The sequence below is a fragment of the Serratia proteamaculans genome (genome assembly GCF_946227095.1).
In the GTDB taxonomy this organism is placed as follows: Bacteria; Pseudomonadota; Gammaproteobacteria; order Enterobacterales; family Enterobacteriaceae; genus Serratia; species Serratia proteamaculans_E.
Genome location: NZ_CAMISV010000010.1, coordinates 185,076 through 200,913 on the forward strand (window position 1 = coordinate 185,076; position 15,838 = coordinate 200,913).

At 54.0% G+C, this 15,838-nt stretch carries 16 protein-coding genes, 1 other RNA gene and 1 pseudogene; 10 read left to right on the forward strand and 8 right to left on the reverse strand.

The genetic code is table 11. The annotated features are described in order from the left end of the window. Nucleotides 1-30 precede the first annotated feature (30 nt). The gene (gene rpoE / locus OC597_RS19555; protein ID WP_012146382.1) at nt 31-606 is read right to left on the reverse strand and encodes an RNA polymerase sigma factor RpoE; all 576 of its coding nucleotides are present in this window, start codon (nt 604-606) and stop codon (nt 31-33) included. 213 nt (nt 607-819) lie between these two features. On the opposite strand from rpoE, the gene nadB reads away from it, so the two are divergent. Then, nucleotides 820-2,421, forward strand: a complete 1,602-nt coding sequence (nadB, locus tag OC597_RS19560) for an L-aspartate oxidase (protein ID WP_262210098.1) — start codon at nt 820-822, stop codon at nt 2,419-2,421. Between the two features lie 39 nt (nt 2,422-2,460). On the opposite strand, the gene trmN is transcribed toward nadB, so the two are convergent. Beyond that, a complete protein-coding gene (gene trmN, locus OC597_RS19565; RefSeq protein WP_261285946.1) occupies nt 2,461-3,243 on the reverse strand; it encodes a tRNA(1)(Val) (adenine(37)-N(6))-methyltransferase TrmN in 783 nt (260 codons plus the stop codon). Nucleotides 3,244-3,342: 99 nt separating this feature from the next. Between trmN and srmB the strand changes: the two genes are divergently transcribed. Beyond that, a complete protein-coding gene (srmB, locus tag OC597_RS19570; RefSeq protein WP_085118366.1) occupies nt 3,343-4,668 on the forward strand; it encodes an ATP-dependent RNA helicase SrmB in 1,326 nt (441 codons plus the stop codon). Nucleotides 4,669-4,727: 59 nt separating this feature from the next. Here the strand turns inward: srmB and OC597_RS19575 are convergent, their stop codons facing one another. The 3 genes from OC597_RS19575 to grcA form a co-directional block, all read right to left on the reverse strand. After that, nucleotides 4,728-5,483 carry an ankyrin repeat domain-containing protein gene (locus tag OC597_RS19575; protein ID WP_262210101.1) on the reverse strand — a complete coding sequence of 252 codons (756 nt, stop codon included), beginning with the start codon at nt 5,481-5,483 and terminating at the stop codon, nt 4,728-4,730. After that, nucleotides 5,476-6,438, reverse strand: coding sequence for a Tle-like phospholipase domain-containing protein (locus OC597_RS19580; RefSeq protein WP_262210102.1), 963 nt, complete (start codon nt 6,436-6,438; stop codon nt 5,476-5,478). The genes OC597_RS19575 and OC597_RS19580 overlap by 8 nt, the downstream gene beginning before the upstream one ends. Nucleotides 6,439-6,625: 187 nt before the next feature. Continuing rightward, nucleotides 6,626-7,009 (reverse strand): autonomous glycyl radical cofactor GrcA, encoded by a 384-nt coding sequence (gene grcA / locus OC597_RS19585; protein WP_085118371.1) that lies wholly within the window; start codon nt 7,007-7,009, stop codon nt 6,626-6,628. A gap of 345 nt (nt 7,010-7,354) precedes the next feature. Here grcA and ung point away from each other — a divergent pair, with 345 nt between their 5' ends. Then, nucleotides 7,355-8,038, forward strand: coding sequence for a uracil-DNA glycosylase (ung, locus tag OC597_RS19590; RefSeq protein ID WP_262210104.1), 684 nt, complete (start codon nt 7,355-7,357; stop codon nt 8,036-8,038). Between the two features lie 51 nt (nt 8,039-8,089). Here the strand turns inward: ung and grpE are convergent, their stop codons facing one another. Then, nucleotides 8,090-8,662, reverse strand: coding sequence for a nucleotide exchange factor GrpE (grpE, locus tag OC597_RS19595; RefSeq protein ID WP_017893731.1), 573 nt, complete (start codon nt 8,660-8,662; stop codon nt 8,090-8,092). Nucleotides 8,663-8,786: 124 nt separating this feature from the next. Between grpE and nadK the strand changes: the two genes are divergently transcribed. The 3 genes from nadK (at nt 8,787) to bamE (ending at nt 11,865) form a co-directional block, all read left to right on the forward strand. Beyond that, complete coding sequence (gene nadK, locus OC597_RS19600) at nt 8,787-9,665, forward strand: NAD(+) kinase (RefSeq protein ID WP_085118374.1); 879 nt, start codon at nt 8,787-8,789, stop codon at nt 9,663-9,665. A gap of 86 nt (nt 9,666-9,751) precedes the next feature. After that, entirely contained in the window at nt 9,752-11,413 is a 1,662-nt protein-coding gene (gene recN, locus OC597_RS19605; RefSeq protein WP_262210106.1) for a DNA repair protein RecN, read from the forward strand. A 113-nt stretch (nt 11,414-11,526) separates the two neighbouring features. After that, the gene (bamE, locus tag OC597_RS19610; RefSeq protein WP_012146393.1) at nt 11,527-11,865 is read left to right on the forward strand and encodes an outer membrane protein assembly factor BamE; all 339 of its coding nucleotides are present in this window, start codon (nt 11,527-11,529) and stop codon (nt 11,863-11,865) included. A 114-nt stretch (nt 11,866-11,979) separates the two neighbouring features. On the opposite strand, the gene OC597_RS19615 is transcribed toward bamE, so the two are convergent. Further along, entirely contained in the window at nt 11,980-12,264 is a 285-nt protein-coding gene (locus OC597_RS19615; protein ID WP_085118377.1) for an RnfH family protein, read from the reverse strand. Further along, a complete protein-coding gene (locus tag OC597_RS19620; RefSeq protein WP_020828273.1) occupies nt 12,257-12,691 on the reverse strand; it encodes a type II toxin-antitoxin system RatA family toxin in 435 nt (144 codons plus the stop codon). The genes OC597_RS19615 and OC597_RS19620 overlap by 8 nt, the downstream gene beginning before the upstream one ends. A 161-nt stretch (nt 12,692-12,852) precedes the next feature. On the opposite strand from OC597_RS19620, the gene smpB reads away from it, so the two are divergent. From smpB to OC597_RS19640, 4 genes and pseudogenes are all read left to right on the forward strand, one after another. Beyond that, the gene (smpB, locus tag OC597_RS19625; RefSeq protein WP_085118380.1) at nt 12,853-13,335 is read left to right on the forward strand and encodes an SsrA-binding protein SmpB; all 483 of its coding nucleotides are present in this window, start codon (nt 12,853-12,855) and stop codon (nt 13,333-13,335) included. A 49-nt stretch (nt 13,336-13,384) separates the two neighbouring features. Next, nucleotides 13,385-13,765: a transfer-messenger RNA gene (gene ssrA / locus OC597_RS19630) on the forward strand. A 192-nt stretch (nt 13,766-13,957) separates the two neighbouring features. Further along, nucleotides 13,958-15,151, forward strand: coding sequence for an integrase domain-containing protein (locus tag OC597_RS19635; protein ID WP_262210109.1), 1,194 nt, complete (start codon nt 13,958-13,960; stop codon nt 15,149-15,151). Between the two features lie 388 nt (nt 15,152-15,539). Next, nucleotides 15,540-15,740, forward strand: a pseudogene (locus OC597_RS19640) (AAA family ATPase); the annotation flags it as partial. Nucleotides 15,741-15,838: the final 98 nt, after the last annotated feature.

A 15,838-nucleotide genomic window follows, 5' to 3' on the forward strand; every position in this document is an offset into this window, starting at 1 on the left:
GCCTAAGTACCCTTCCTGTGTTCGCCATTGCTAACGTTGAATCAGCGGTTGAACTTTATTATCGATAGCCTCCCTGGCGCGGAAAATACGCGAACGTACGGTTCCGACCGGGCAATCCATGATGGCAGCTATTTCTTCGTAGCTTAGACCATCCAACTCCCGCAGGGTAATCGCCATGCGAAGATCCTCAGGGAGAGACTCAATGGTACGGAAAACTATCTGTCTCAGCTCTTCTGACAACATTAAGTTCTCAGGGTTCGAAATTTCTTTCAGTGCACCCGCACTTTCGTAATTTTCGGCATCGTTGGCATCCACATCGCTGGATGGCGGACGACGGCCCTGAGCCACTAAATAATTTTTTGCCGTATTCACAGCAATTCGATACAACCAGGTATAGAAAGCGCTATCCCCACGGAATGATTCCAGTGCGCGATAGGCTTTAATAAACGACTCCTGTACCACATCCGGCACATCGCCCTGCGGTACATACCGGGAAACGAGACTCGCCACTTTATGCTGGTAACGAATCACCAGTAAGTTAAACGATTTCTGATCGCCCTTTTGGACCCGCTCAACCAGAACTTGATCCGTTAACTGCTCGCTCATCCGAGGTAAACTCTCCCCAAATCCGTCTCCACGCGTAAAATTGTACTGCCAGCCATACATTATTTTCCTGAGCAAGCACTCGCTTGGAGTTCATACAGAACACGAAGTTCCGTATTGCCATTGTTTTTTATGTTGATGTCACCCATCCGTGGCTTTTGCCCGGACAATTAGGCTAACATGAATTTCACTCTTCTTCTGCACACATCATACGCTATGCAACCATCATCTGAACATGTTAGCGATGTACTGATCGTCGGCAGCGGTGCTGCCGGCCTGTCACTGGCGTTGCGCCTGGCGCAGCATTGCAAGGTTACCGTACTCAGCAAGGGGCCACTCAACGAAGGCGCCACCTTTTATGCCCAAGGCGGGATCGCCGCGGTTTTCGATGAAACGGACAGCATTGCCTCACACGTTGATGACACTTTGATTGCCGGAGCCGGCCTGTGTGACAGAGATGCCGTCGAGTTTATTGCCGGCAATGCTCGCCACTGCGTGCAGTGGTTGATCGATCAGGGAGTCTTGTTCGACACCGAGGTCAACGCTCAGGGCGAGGCACATTACCACCTGACGCGGGAAGGCGGGCACAGCCATCGCCGTATCCTGCATGCGGCCGATGCTACTGGCAAAGAAGTAGAGACCACCCTGGTTGGGAAAGCAAGCAACCACCCGAATATTTGCGTGATGGAACGCCGTAATGCGGTCGATCTGATCACTTCGAATAAAATTGGCCTGCCGGGCACCCGTCGTGTGGTCGGTGCCTATGTCTGGAACCGCGAACAGGAACAGGTAGAAACTTACCGCGCCAAAACGGTCGTGCTGGCAACCGGTGGGGCAGCCAAGGTGTATCAATACACCACCAACCCGGATATCTCTTCCGGAGACGGCATCGCCATGGCCTGGCGAGCCGGTTGCCGGGTCGCCAACCTTGAATTCAATCAGTTCCACCCGACCTGCCTGTTCCACCCACAGGCACGTAACTTCCTGCTGACCGAAGCCTTGCGCGGTGAAGGGGCTTATCTGAAGCGCCCGGATGGCAGCCGCTTTATGCCCGATTTTGACCCACGCGGCGAACTGGCACCGCGAGACGTCGTAGCACGCGCCATCGACCATGAAATGAAGCGCCTGGGTGCAGACTGCATGTATCTGGACATCAGCCATAAACCAGCTGAATTCATTACCCAGCATTTCCCGATGATCCATGAAAAACTGCTGACGCTGGGCTTTGACCTGACCCGCCAGCCGATCCCTATCGTCCCCGCAGCGCACTATACCTGTGGCGGCGTGATGGTTGATCAACACGGCCGCACCGATCTCGACGGGCTGTATGCCATTGGCGAGGTTAGCTACACCGGCCTGCACGGTGCCAATCGCATGGCGTCCAACTCACTGCTGGAATGCCTGGTTTATGGCTGGTCGGCAGCCGAAGACATCATGATGCGGCTGCCGTTTATCAAGCTGGCCAAACAGCTGCCGCAGTGGGATGAAAGCCGGGTGGATGATGCCGATGAGCGAGTGGTGATCCAGCACAACTGGCATGAGTTACGGCTGTTCATGTGGGACTACGTTGGGATCGTGCGCACCACCAAACGGCTGGAGCGCGCACTGCGCCGCATCAATACGTTGCAGGCAGAAATTGATGAGTACTATGCCAACTTCCGCATCTCCAACAACCTGCTGGAACTGCGTAATTTGGTGCAGGTGGCGGAGCTGATCGTCCGCAGCGCCATGGAGCGTAAAGAAAGCCGTGGATTGCACTACACGCTGGACTACCCGGATCTGCTGCCGGAAGCGCTACCGACCATCCTGCAACCATAATGATACCGCCAGGGCACCCATAAAGGTGCCCTGTTCATTTCAGTAGAACAGGTAAAAATCGGTAATCAGACGGCGGAAATCATCGGTGTAACTGCCATCGTCCAACTTGATAGCCAGCTTCTGTTCGGTTTCTAGTTCGACGGGCTGACGCGTCAGCGCCAACAATACGCGGTGCATCGGCGTATCCGCGCGATCGCTGACATTCAGCCGTTGCGCAGTATGCCAGCCGCGTAGCTGTGCATTGCTTTCGAAAGCACCACCAATGTCGTGCGGCAGCACTACGCAAAATGTCCCCTTTGGTGCGATTAACTGCTCCGCACTGGCCAACAGAGCATCGTGGGTCAGGGTTTCGGTATAACGTGCGTTGTGGCGCGCCTGGTCACGGCAGGCAACCGCCGGTTCGAAATATGGCGGGTTACTGACGATCAGATCGTACTCACCGGCATGATGCTGGGCAAAATGATGAATATCTTGTGCATGGACCTGAATGCGCTGCGACCAAGGGGACTCCTGCACGTTGTCACGTGCCTGGGCGGCAGCGGTCTCGTCCAGTTCCACCGCGTCGATCAGCACGTTCTCGGCCGACCGCTGCGCCAGCATCAGCGCGATCAATCCGCTGCCGCTGCCGATATCCAGCACCCGTTGCGCCTGCGCCAAGGGAGCCCATGCGCCGAGCAACACGCCGTCGGTGCCCACTTTCATTGCACAGCGATCGTGAGCAACAAAAAATTGTTTGAAGGTAAAACCGCCGCGACGCGGAGTAAAATTCGCTTTCGATTGAGTGCTCACAATAACCACCTGAATACAAAACTCACGTAGCATAAGGCAATCTGATTTTTGGGAAAAGACATGCTTTCCGCTTAAATAGGTGAAGAACGCGGCCAACCCGTCTATAATCGGCGCCCCAAGTAGAGGTAGACCATGACAGTAACCAATTTTTCCGAGCTCGAACTCGATGAACGCCTGATAAACGCCCTGCGTGATAAAGGCTACGAACGCCCAACCGCCATTCAAGCCGAGGCGATCCCGCCTGCGATGGATGGGCGCGACGTATTGGGTTCGGCGCCGACCGGCACCGGCAAGACCGCTGCATTTTTGCTGCCGGTATTGCAACATCTGCTCGACTTCCCACGCAAGAAGTCCGGCCCACCGCGCGTACTGATCCTGACCCCGACACGCGAGCTGGCGATGCAGGTAGCCGATCAGGCACGTGAACTGGCTGCTCATACTTCGCTGGATATCGCTACCATCACCGGTGGCGTCGCTTATATGAACCACGCGGAAGTCTTCAGCGAAAACCAGGACGTGGTCGTTGCCACTACCGGTCGTCTGCTGCAGTACATTAAAGAAGAAAACTTCGACTGCCGCGCGGTAGAAACGCTGATCCTCGATGAAGCCGACCGCATGCTTGACATGGGCTTCGCACAGGACATCGAAACGATTTCCGCCGAGACCCGCTGGCGTAACCAGACCCTGCTGTTCTCCGCGACGCTGGAAGGCGATGCCATCCGCGAGTTCGCCGAACGCATTCTGAAAGAACCGGTAGAAGTCGAAGCTGACCCGTCACGCCGCGAGCGCAAAAAGATCCTGCAGTGGTACTACCGTGCAGACGACGTGGTGCATAAAACCGCCCTGTTGGTGCATTTGCTGCAACAGCCGGACGTGCAGAAATCCGTGATCTTCGTGCGTAAGCGTGAGCGCGTGCATGAGCTGGCAGCCTGGCTGCGCGAGGCAGGTATCAACACCTGTTACCTCGAAGGTGAAATGGTGCAGGCCAAGCGTAACGAAGCGGTAAAACGCATGATGGACGGCCGTGTCAACGTGCTGGTCGCTACCGACGTTGCCGCTCGTGGTCTGGATATCCTGGATATCACCCACGTGTTCAACTTCGACATGCCGCGCACGGCGGATACCTACCTGCACCGCATCGGCCGTACCGGTCGTGCCGGGCGCAAAGGCACCGCCATCTCACTGGTTGAGGCACACGACCACCTGCTGTTGGGCAAAGTGGGCCGTTACCTGAACGAGCCGCTGAAAGCACGGGTGATCGAAGAGCTGCGTCCATCAACCAAAGTGCCAAGCGAAAAAAGCAACGGTAAACCTTCCAAGAAGGTGATGGCCAAGCGCGCTGTCGACAAAGAAAAGAACAAAGAAAAAGCCAAGGTGAAAGTGCGCCATCGCGATGCGAAAAACGTGGGCAAACGCCGCCAGCCAAAGGCCAAGCCTGAGGGCAACGGCGCGAAATAATGCTGCCGTCGTGAATAAAAACCGCCTCCATTAACCTGAAGGCGGTTTTTTTATGCCCGTTACGGCTGCACGTAATGCGTCGCCTGCTGATGGGCTTTCAGCCAGGCATTCAGTTGACGGTAACGATCGCGCATTTCTTCACCCTGCAACGACGTCGGCGTCTGTGAGAAATAGAACTGGAAGGTCACTCCCTGCTGGTTGCGGGCTTTGGCATCGGCCCCGGCTTGCAACAGCATCAACGCCAATTGCGGTGCATTGATTTTTGCCGCTACGTGCAAAGGCGTATCCCCCAGCCGATCGCTCAGCGTGACATCCGCCCCAGAGACCAACAGCAGCCGCAGTTGCTCCTCTCGCCCCGCCAGCACCGCAGCCGCCAGCGGCGTGGCACCGGTCACCGCATTACGTGGGTTAACCGCTACACCCTGCTCCAGCAACAGCCGCAAATACTGTGGATCCTGCACCGTCGCAGCGGTATGCAGTGCGCTGTTGCCATCCAGCCCCGGCGTGGCGGCATCAGCCCCCAACTCCAGCAGTGAGCCCAGACTTGACCGTTGCTGCGACAGTATCGCCCACTGCAGCAAAGTGACCTGACGGTCGCCCTGCTCGCGCAGTCGCCCCTGCGTGGCCTGCTCGGCAATACTCTGCACATCACCGCGCGCCACCGCCTGAGCCAGCGCCGCATTGCCGTGTCCGTTGAACGGAGAGATATCCTGATTCATCTGTTGTTCCTTAGCCATCATCAGCAAACCGGCGATCGCCGTCAGCAGCAGCATGGCGATAATTAACGCCTGCTGTACTCGTCGCCTGTCAGGCATTGGCTTTCGCCTCCCAGGGCTTTTGCTCCGCCATCGAACTGATCACCTTATCGATACCGTGCGCGGTCAGGCTGCGGTCCACATGTTTGCTTGGCCGCCAGTCGTCAATGCCGCTCAGGGTGTCGTTATTGGCCAACGTGATTTTATGCCCAATAGCGTCCGGGATCAGCGAAGTGGATTCCTGCGTTCCGGTCAGCATGTCGTATTGTTCGCTGTAACGGCGGATGCCCCCGGCTTGCGCATCCTGTTTCGCCGCTGCCGGATCGATCCCCATGCGGTTCAGCGTGTAATCGGACACGCCTGCAGCGTTAAAGGTGACCGCTACCGTGCCGGTCGCCAGCGCCGCCGTTGCCGCCAGACCGCCCCCTAACGAATGCCCGGCAATCACCAGCGCATCACCAAACGCCGCCTTGGCGCTTTTGGCAACCGCGACCGCCTGATTGTACTGCACATCATCATAGCCAGTTGCCTGCCGCACATTGCTCAGCCAGTCGCGCATATCATTGGTGCCGGCGAAGGCCAATACATATTGCTGATTATCGCTGTAAATGCCGGCCTGAAAACCCGATGCCGAATCATGCAGACTGGCGGGGTCAATGCCTGCGCCGAGCAAAGCGCTGTCGCTCAACCGGCTAAATCCGTCAACACCCTGGCCGGTGGTGCTGTAAACGTCTTTAGCCAATAACGCCAGCGTATAGTCCCCTTGCTGGGACTGCTGCCCACGCGTCACGCCCTGATTAGCAGCCACCGGTGCAGCGGCCGACATATCGCTCACCAGCGTATTCAGCAGGCTCTGCGCATTCAGGCTGTTAGTGGAAAGCGTGGCCGCCGGGGCCTTGGTCGATGGGGTTTCTGTGAGCTGGGGAGAGCTTGGTGGTTCCGGTAATACACGCGCCACTGGGGGCTGGATGGCCGCGGAACTGACCGCAGAGGTAAAACTCAAAGACATACTCATGCCGACTCCTTGTCGATAGACTTATCTATGCCGCACCCCAATGGGTGCTGCTTTAGCTATCGGCAGGTCGGAGCAGTTCTGTAATTCGGGCGATTATCTTTGCGAGGAATGTGATCCGGATTCAGTTTCTGACGAGTGGTCGCCATAAAAAAGGGAGCCGAAGCTCCCTTATTAACCACGCGGGTAATTACAGGCTTTCTGTAAAGGTACGTGTAATCACGTCACGTTGTTGTTCTGGCGTCAGCGAGTTGAAACGCACCGCATAGCCGGACACACGAATGGTCAATTGCGGGTATTTTTCTGGGTGCTTAACCGCATCTTCCAGCGTTTCACGACGCAGTACGTTCACGTTCAGGTGCTGCCCCCCTTCCACGCGCACGGTAGATTGCATTTCCAGCGGCACTTCACGGTACTCGATCTGGCCCAGATCGCTGACCGGTACGACCTGGTCTTCTGTGTATTTGGCTTTAGCGCAAACGCAGCGGGCTTCGGATGTTTCATCATCCAGCAGCCAGAAAGAGTTCAGTAGCGCCTGGTCGTTCGCTTTAGTGATTTGAATACCAGTAATCATTTTGTTGCCTCCGTACAAGGGCGAAAAATTCTACTTCGAGAAAAAACCAATCCTGGTTTCGGCCATTTGGTAAAACCATTGTTGTCTTGTTGTTCTGTATACCAGTCTGGCCGGGGCAATTCTTTGATTAAAGTCAATTTTCACGAGGTGCCCACACGGCGATAAAGGGCAAGTTTATGTTTTATGTCAATTTTCCCCACCAAGCACTTCGCAATTATTTTTGTAAATTATCAACAATTTTTGCATCCATCGCGATAGCGCCAGGATAAAAGCGGGTTTCACTGTGTGGAGCTAAACGGTAAGCTATGCCCAGTGAATTGTTAACGAAAACAAAGGAGAGCGTTTATGTCCACCTCCCTCACCTGGCATGATGTCATTGGCAAGGAGAAAGAGCAGCCCTATTTTCATAAAACGCTTGCCTTTGTTGCCGCTGAACGCCAGGCCGGTAAGACCATTTACCCACCACAAAAAGACGTGTTCAACGCCTTTCGTTTTACCGAATTGGCAGACGTGAAGGTGGTGATCCTCGGTCAGGATCCCTATCACGGCCCGAATCAGGCCCATGGTCTGTCTTTCTCGGTGCTTCCTGGCGTGCCTGCGCCCCCTTCGCTGGTGAATATGTATAAAGAGCTGGCAACGGATATCCCCGGTTTTGAGCGCCCCAGCCACGGCTGCCTGCAAAGCTGGGCAGAACAGGGCGTGCTGCTGCTGAACACGGTGTTGACCGTTGAAGGCGGCCAGGCGCACTCTCATGCCAAGCTGGGCTGGGAGACCTTTACCGATAAGGTGATCGCCGCGTTGAATGAAAACCGCGAAGGCGTGGTGTTCCTGCTGTGGGGCGCGCATGCCCAGAAGAAAGGCAACTTTATCGATAGCAGCCGTCACCACGTGTTGAAAGCGCCACACCCTTCGCCGCTTTCCGCCCACCGTGGTTTCCTCGGCTGCCGTCACTTCTCGCAGGCCAACCAGCTGTTGGAACAACAGGGGCTAAAGCCTATCGACTGGTTGCCGCAACTGCCGCAGGCCTGATTCAGATGCAAAAAAGGCACCCGAAGGTGCCTTTTCTTTACTTAATTTCGCTTAAGCCTTGGCTTTGGAAACCGCAACCATCGCCGGGCGCAGCAGACGACCGTTCAGCGTATAGCCTTTCTGCATCACCATCATTACGTGATTTGGCTGGTGATCGGCAGATTCCATCAGGCTCATCGCCTGGTGCACTTCCGGGTTGAACGGCACGTTAGTGTCGCCAACGATTTCGATACCGTACTTACGCACGACGTCCTGCAGGGACTTCAGCGTCAGTTCGATACCTTCGATCATCGCCGTCAGTTCCGGATTGTTTTTATCCGCCAGATCCAACGCACGCTCCAGGTTATCCAACACCGGCAGCAGATCGCCGGAGAATTTCTCCAGAGCAAATTTATGCGCTTTTTCAATATCCAGCTCGGTGCGGCGACGGACGTTTTCCATTTCCGCTTTGGCACGCAGCAGGCTGTCGCGTTCATGCTGCTGGGCTTCGGCCAGTTGAGCTTCCAGCTCAGCAATGCGCTCATCCCGCAGATCGACGCCCTCAGCCGCTTCCGGCAAGACTTCCTGCTGTTCCATTTCTTCCGAGACTTGCTCGTTTGGCGTCTTCTGTTCTTTACTACTCATGAATATCTCCGCGTTTTAGCATTAATCTCGCAACTTGGCTTATTATGGGGATCAAAACCGGGGTTTCAAGTCAACCGGTCACAATGTGGGGCATAAACTGGTCCTGGTGAGGAAAATCACAACAATGAATAAAAAATTCGCCTGTATTGGCATTGTTGGCCACCCGCGTCACCCTTCGGCGCTGGCAACGCATGAGATGTTATTTCACTGGTTGGTCGCCCGAGGCTATTCAGTGATGGTTGAACGGCAGATAGCCAAGGATTTGGGGCTGCAAGACGCCGTGACCGGTAGCCTGGCAGAGATTGGCCAAAAGGCCGACCTGGCCGTGGTGGTCGGTGGCGACGGTAATATGCTGGGCGCAGCGCGCGTGCTGGCACGCTACGACATTAAAGTGATCGGTGTTAACCGCGGCAATCTCGGCTTCCTGACCGATCTGGATCCTGACAACGCATTACAGCAATTAGCCGACGTGCTGGAAGGCGAATACATCGATGAACAGCGCTTCCTGCTGGAAACCATCGTGCACAAAGAGAACCAGCAGTGCCGCATCAGCACCGCGATCAACGAAGTGGTGTTGCACCCCGGTAAAGTGGCGCACATGATTGAGTTCGAAGTGTATATCGACGATCGCTTCGCTTTCTCCCAGCGCTCCGACGGCCTGATCATCGCCACCCCGACCGGTTCGACCGCCTACTCGCTCTCTGCCGGTGGGCCGATCCTGACGCCTTCGCTGGAGGCCATCGCGCTGGTGCCGATGTTCCCGCACACCCTTTCGGCTCGCCCATTGGTGATCAACGGCAACAGCACCATCCGGCTGAAGTTCTCGCAAATTGGCAGCGATCTGGAAATCAGCTGCGACAGCCAAATCGCGTTGCCGATCCAGGAAGGTGAAGAGGTATTGATACGCCGTAGTGATTTCCATTTGAATCTTATTCATCCAAAGGACTACAGCTATTTCAATACGTTAAGCACCAAGCTGGGCTGGTCAAAAAAATTATTCTAAAAACTTCGCCAGCCTCTTTACTGTATATAAAACCAGTCTATACTGTGTGAAACCACAGTTATGTATTTATACACAGGAAGGTTCCCATGCTGGCGCAATTAACCATCAGCAATTTTGCTATCGTTCGTGAGTTGGAAATTGATTTTCAACCGGGTATGACGGCGATTACCGGTGAAACCGGCGCCGGCAAATCGATCGCCATCGACGCGCTGGGGCTGTGCCTTGGTAATCGCGCCGACGGTAACGTCGTTCGATTGGGAGCCGCCCGTGCCGATATCTGCGCCCGCTTCTCACTGGCGGACACCCCTTCTGCAAGACAGTGGCTCGAGCAGAACCAGCTGGACGACAGCAATGAGTGCCTGCTGCGCCGGGTGATCAACGCTGACGGCCGCTCACGTGGCTTTATCAACGGTACCGCCGTACCGCTTTCGCAACTGCGCGAACTCGGCCAGCGCCTGATTCAAATCCACGGCCAGCATGCCCACCAGTTACTGCTCAAGCCTGAGCACCAAAAACAACTGCTCGACGCCTACGCCGACGAACCGGCCCTGCTGGCGCAAATGCAGCAGGCTTACCAGCGCTGGCATCAGAGCTGTCGCGAACTGGCCCACCATCAGCAGCAGTCCATCGAGCGTGACGCTCGTAAACAGCTGCTGCAATACCAATTGAAAGAGCTGAACGAGTTTGCGCCGCAGGCCGGTGAGTTTGAACAAATCGATACCGAGTTCAAACGCCTGGCCAACAGCGGCCAGTTGCTGACCATCAGCCAGCAAGCCCTGCAATTACTGGCCGATAGCGAAGAAAATAATATGCTGAGCCAGCTCTACACCGCCAAACACCTGCTGGTTGAGCTGGTCGGTATGGATGAAAAGCTTAGTGGCCTGCTGGATATGCTGGAAGAGGCGTCAATCCAAATCAGTGAGGCCAGCGATGAACTGCGCCACTATGCCGATCGCATGGATTTAGACCCCAACCGCCTGCAAGAACTGGAACAACGCCTGTCGCGCCAAATTAACCTGGCGCGTAAACACCACGTCGCGCCAGAAGAACTGCCGCAGTTGCACCAGCAAATGCTGGATGAACAACAACTGTTGTCACAGCAAGAAAACGACCATGAACACCTGGCCGAGGCGGTCACGCTGCATCATCAGCAAGCGCTGTTGCTGGCAGAGCAACTTCATCAGAAACGCCAGCATTATGCCGCCGAACTGACTACGTTGATTACCGACAGCATGCAGGCGCTTTCCATGCCACACGGCAAATTCAATATCGATGTGCGCTTCGAGCCGCAATATTTGAGTGCTGAAGGCGCGACCCGTACCGAGTTCTGCGTTTCCACCAACCCGGGCCAACCGCTGCAGGCCTTGGCGAAAGTGGCCTCTGGCGGCGAACTGTCACGCATCGCGCTGGCAATCCAGGTGATTACCGCCCGCAAGATGGAAACACCGGCGCTGATTTTCGACGAAGTGGACGTAGGTATCAGCGGCCCTACCGCCGCCATCGTCGGCCGCCTGCTGCGCCAGTTGGGGGAATCAACCCAGGTGATGTGCGTCACCCACTTACCACAGGTAGCCGGTTGTGGGCATCAGCATCTGTTTGTCAGCAAACAGACCGACGGCACAGAAACCGAAACACAGATGTCCCCCCTGGATAAACGTGCCCGTTTGCAAGAATTGGCGCGCCTTCTCGGCGGCAGTGAAGTCACCCGAAACACCCTGGCAAACGCAAAAGAACTGCTTGCTGCATAGAAAAGCTCAACTTTTTTACTTTCCTGAGGTCATATTGGGGCCCTGTAAAGGTTTCCAACTGCTGCAAGGTCTATTATCATCGGCATCCTATGCCCTAAAGGAATGTGATTACTATGCGCTGTAAAACGCTGACTGCCGCCGCTGTGGTTCTTGTGATGCTGACTGCAGGCTGTTCTACTTTTGAGAAGGTGGTTTACCGGCCTGACATCAACCAAGGGAACTACCTGACGTCAACCGACGTAGCTAAAATCCAAAAAGGTATGACCCAGCAACAGGTCGCTTATACATTGGGAACCCCAATGTTGCAGGACCCGTTCGGTACTCAGACGTGGTTCTATGTGTTCCGCCAGCAACCTGGTCATGAAAATATCACCCAGCAAACCCTGACGCTGACCTTTAACAGCGCGGGTGTATTGACTGATATTCAGAACAAGCCAGCGCTGACCAAGTAATCCGCGCAGGAACTATCGTCCGGCCCGTGAGGGACGCGTCAAGTTCTTCATGACAGTACCAGGCTGCAACTCGGAAGATAAAATTCTGATAAAAAACAAGGCGCATTCAGCGCCTTATTTTTTTGCGTTTTCTGCCCGTTGACGGCGCAGCTCTTTGGGGTCGGCAATCAAGGGGCGGTAAATTTCCACCCGGTCGCCATCATTGAGCACATCACCCAACTTGGCCGGTCGGCTATAGATGCCCACCTTGTTACTTTGCAGATCAATGTCACCACGCAGCTCCAGCAGCCCGGAGGCGACAATCGCCTGCTCAACGCTGCTGCCCTCGGCCAACGTAACGTTGCGCAGATACTGACGTTCCGGCAAGGCGTAAACCACCTCGACCCGTATCTCAGACACTGTAAACCTCTTTCGCCCGCTGGGTGAATGCCTGCACCATGTTTCCCGCCAGCTCTTTAAACACCTTGCCGAACGCCAACTCGATCAGTTTGTTGGTAAATTCGAAATCCAGGTGCAGCTCAACCTTGCAGGCTTCCGGACTGAGCGGCGTGAAGTGCCAGCCCCCCATCAGCTTGCGGAACGGACCGTCAACCAGTTGCATATTGATGCTCTGGTTATCCAGCAGCGTGTTGCGCGTGGTAAAAGTTTTACTGATACCGGCTTTGGCAACATCCACCGCGGCGGTCATTTCATTGTTGGACGCGTTAATCACCCGGCTACCGGTGCAACCTGGCAGAAAATCGGGATAAGAATGAACATCGTTAACCAACTGATACATCTGCTCGGCGCTGAATGGCACTAACGCAGATCGACTGATCTGGGGCATATCATTTCCTGTGAGACACAAAACATACAAATCATACCATTTATCTATCGGCAAACAAAAAATCTGCTATGCAACACAGAGGCCAAAAATGCGAAAAATTGCGCAGGTGCTGAGCGGGAAAGGATTTCTTTCGCTGACGCATCCAGTATAATGAACACACTATGACAAAGAAAAAAGCACACAAACCCGGCTCTGCCACCATTGCGCAAAACAAGCGTGCGCGTTTCGAATACGCCATTGAGGAAGAATTCGAAGCGGGCCTGTCTCTGCAAGGGTGGGAAGTCAAATCGCTGCGTGCCGGCAAAGCCAACATCAGTGACAGCTACGTGACTTTTCGCGATGGTGAAGCCTACCTGTTTGGCGCCACTGTCTCACCGCTCAACGTAGCTTCTACTCATGTGGTCTGCGATCCGACACGTACCCGTAAACTCCTGCTGAAAAAGCGTGAGCTGGACTCACTGCTCGGCCGTGTAAACCGTGACGGTTACACCGTGGTTGCCTTGTCCATGTATTGGAAAAATGCCTGGGCCAAGATCAAAATCGGCGTAGCCAAAGGTAAGAAAGAACACGATAAGCGCGATGACATCAAAGATCGTGAATGGCAGACGGCGAAATCCCGTATCATGAAGCACGCCAACCGATAAGCCTCTGGCTTAACGGGATAAACTTCTGTTATACTGCGCGACGTAACTTGGGGCTGATTCTGGATTCGACGGGATTGTGAGGCCTTAGGAGCATGCCGAGGGGCGGTTTGCCTCGTTAAAAGCCGCAAAAAAAATAATTGCAAACGACTCGCAATTCGAATCTGCTGCTTTAGCAGCTTAATCAGCCTAAGAAACTGAAGATTCCCTCTCTCCCTAGCCTCCGCTCTTAGGACGGGGATCAAGAGAGGTCAAACCCAAAAGAGATCGCGTGGATGTCCTGCCTGGGGCTGAAGCGTTAAACCCAATCAGGCTAGTTTGTTAGTGGCGTGTCCATCCGCAGCTGACCGGCGAATGTGAAGATTGGACTAAGCATGTAGTGCCGACGGTGTAGTAATTCCGGACGGGGGTTCAAATCCCCCCAGCTCCACCAAATGATGATCCGGGTATTACCAGATAAGTCCGGAGAAGTACGGAAAGCCCGCATACCACCTAGGTTTGCGGGCTTTTTTGTGTCTGTAGTAGTCCGAGAACATCCAGCTAAATCCGGGATTTATTGGTATACGTTTAGGTATACGTTAAAATGTATGCCATAAACGTATACCAATTATGGAAGAATCCTTACATGGCGCGGACTACACGCCCCCTCACACATACCGAAGTACAAAAAGCCAAAGCCCTTGAGAAAGACCTCACTCTGCACGACGGTGATGGCCTGTTCCTGTTAGTCAAAACCACTGGCAAGAAACTGTGGCGTTTCCGTTACCTCCGCCCCGGCACCAGTTCACGGACTATGGTTAGCCTCGGAGCCTACCCTGCCCTGTCACTTGCCGACGCCCGGCAAATACGTGCCGAAAAGCTCGCGATACTGGCAAGAGGCATTGACCCACAGGCCAAAGAAGCAGAAGAAGCGGAACAAAAGCAGGTAGCCCAAGAAAGCATTTTCCTGAATGTGGCAAAGCAATGGTTCGCGTTGAAGCAGGCCAGTGTTAGCGCTAAGCATGCGGAAGATATCTGGCGTTCTCTCGAGAAGGACATATTACCGTCTATTGAAAATATCCCGGTTCAGGACATCAAAGCGCGTTTGCTGATCCAGGTGCTCGAACCTATCAAGGCCCGTGGCGCATTAGAGACAGTTCGCCGATTAGTGCAGCGTATTAACGAAATCATGATCTACTCCGTCAACACTGGCTTGATTGATGCTAATCCGGCTTCTGGTATTGGTAATGCATTTGAACGCCCTAAGAAGCAGCATATGCCGACTATACGACCAGAAGAACTGCCTAAGCTGATGCGCACAATCTCGATGAGCAATCTATCAATCCCAACCCGTTGCTTACTTGAGTGGCAGCTACTTACGCTTATACGTCCTGCAGAAGCCTCGGCAACCGCATGGGCTGAGATCGATATAGAAAACCGTGAATGGCGTATCCCGGCGGAACGTATGAAGGCTAAGCGTGATCATGTTGTTCCACTTTCAGACCAAGCTTTGGAGATACTCGAAATCATGCACCCTATCAGCGGCCAGCGTGAGTACGTATTCCCAAGCCGCAACGACCCGCGTAAGGCTATGAACAGCCAGACAGCGAATGCTGCGTTAAAACGTATAGGTTATGGCGGGAAATTAGTCGCACATGGTTTACGCTCGATAGCGAGTACAGCTATGAATGAAGCAGAATTTAATGCCGATGTCATAGAGGCAGCTCTTGCACATAGCGATAAAAATGAGGTAAGAAAAGCCTATAACCGTTCCACATACCTTGAGCAGCGGCGGGCTTTAATGGATTGGTGGGGAGCGGAAGTATACGCAAAAAAATAGTCATATATGTATTAGCTCAGATCTGAGCTAATACTTTACTACTCAGGGCTATAATACCTAATCTGACCGACAGTTCTGCGCCAGAAGCAGACATGGTCAATATCCGTGGGTATTAACCAATGCAGAGCAGCTCTCGTGAAGCGAATAATGCACAGTGGAGCATGCGAGTACGCTTGACGACTAAAAACTGAAAGTGTGTTCCGCCGCATGTGCCACAATTTTGTGGTCGTAGATCAGGAAACGCGCAGATAAAACAGCAAGGTAGGTATCCATGCTTCGATTTGTACTAATTGAAGGCGTAATACATTGCTTCGCGATATATCTCCTTGGTGGCTGTTTTTTGCGATCACACCGCAGGTGAGACAAACAATAATTATGGAGCAGATCCGTGGTTAGAATTTGCAAAGTCGAGATCCAGAATTTCCGAACAATCCGCTTACTTAACTGGTTACCCTCACCTGGTCTCAACTGCCTGATCGGTCCAGGAGACAGCGGCAAGACCACTGTTCTCGATGCTATTGACCTTTGCCTCGGCGCCCGACGCAATGTCAGTTTTGCTGATACCGATTTTTATGGGCTGGATGTCACCCTGTAGTGGCACACTGAATTTGGCCACCTGAATAGAGGTGATATCATCGCCTCATAGTCAAAAAAGGTGACATTATGACCGGACGTAACAGACGTAAT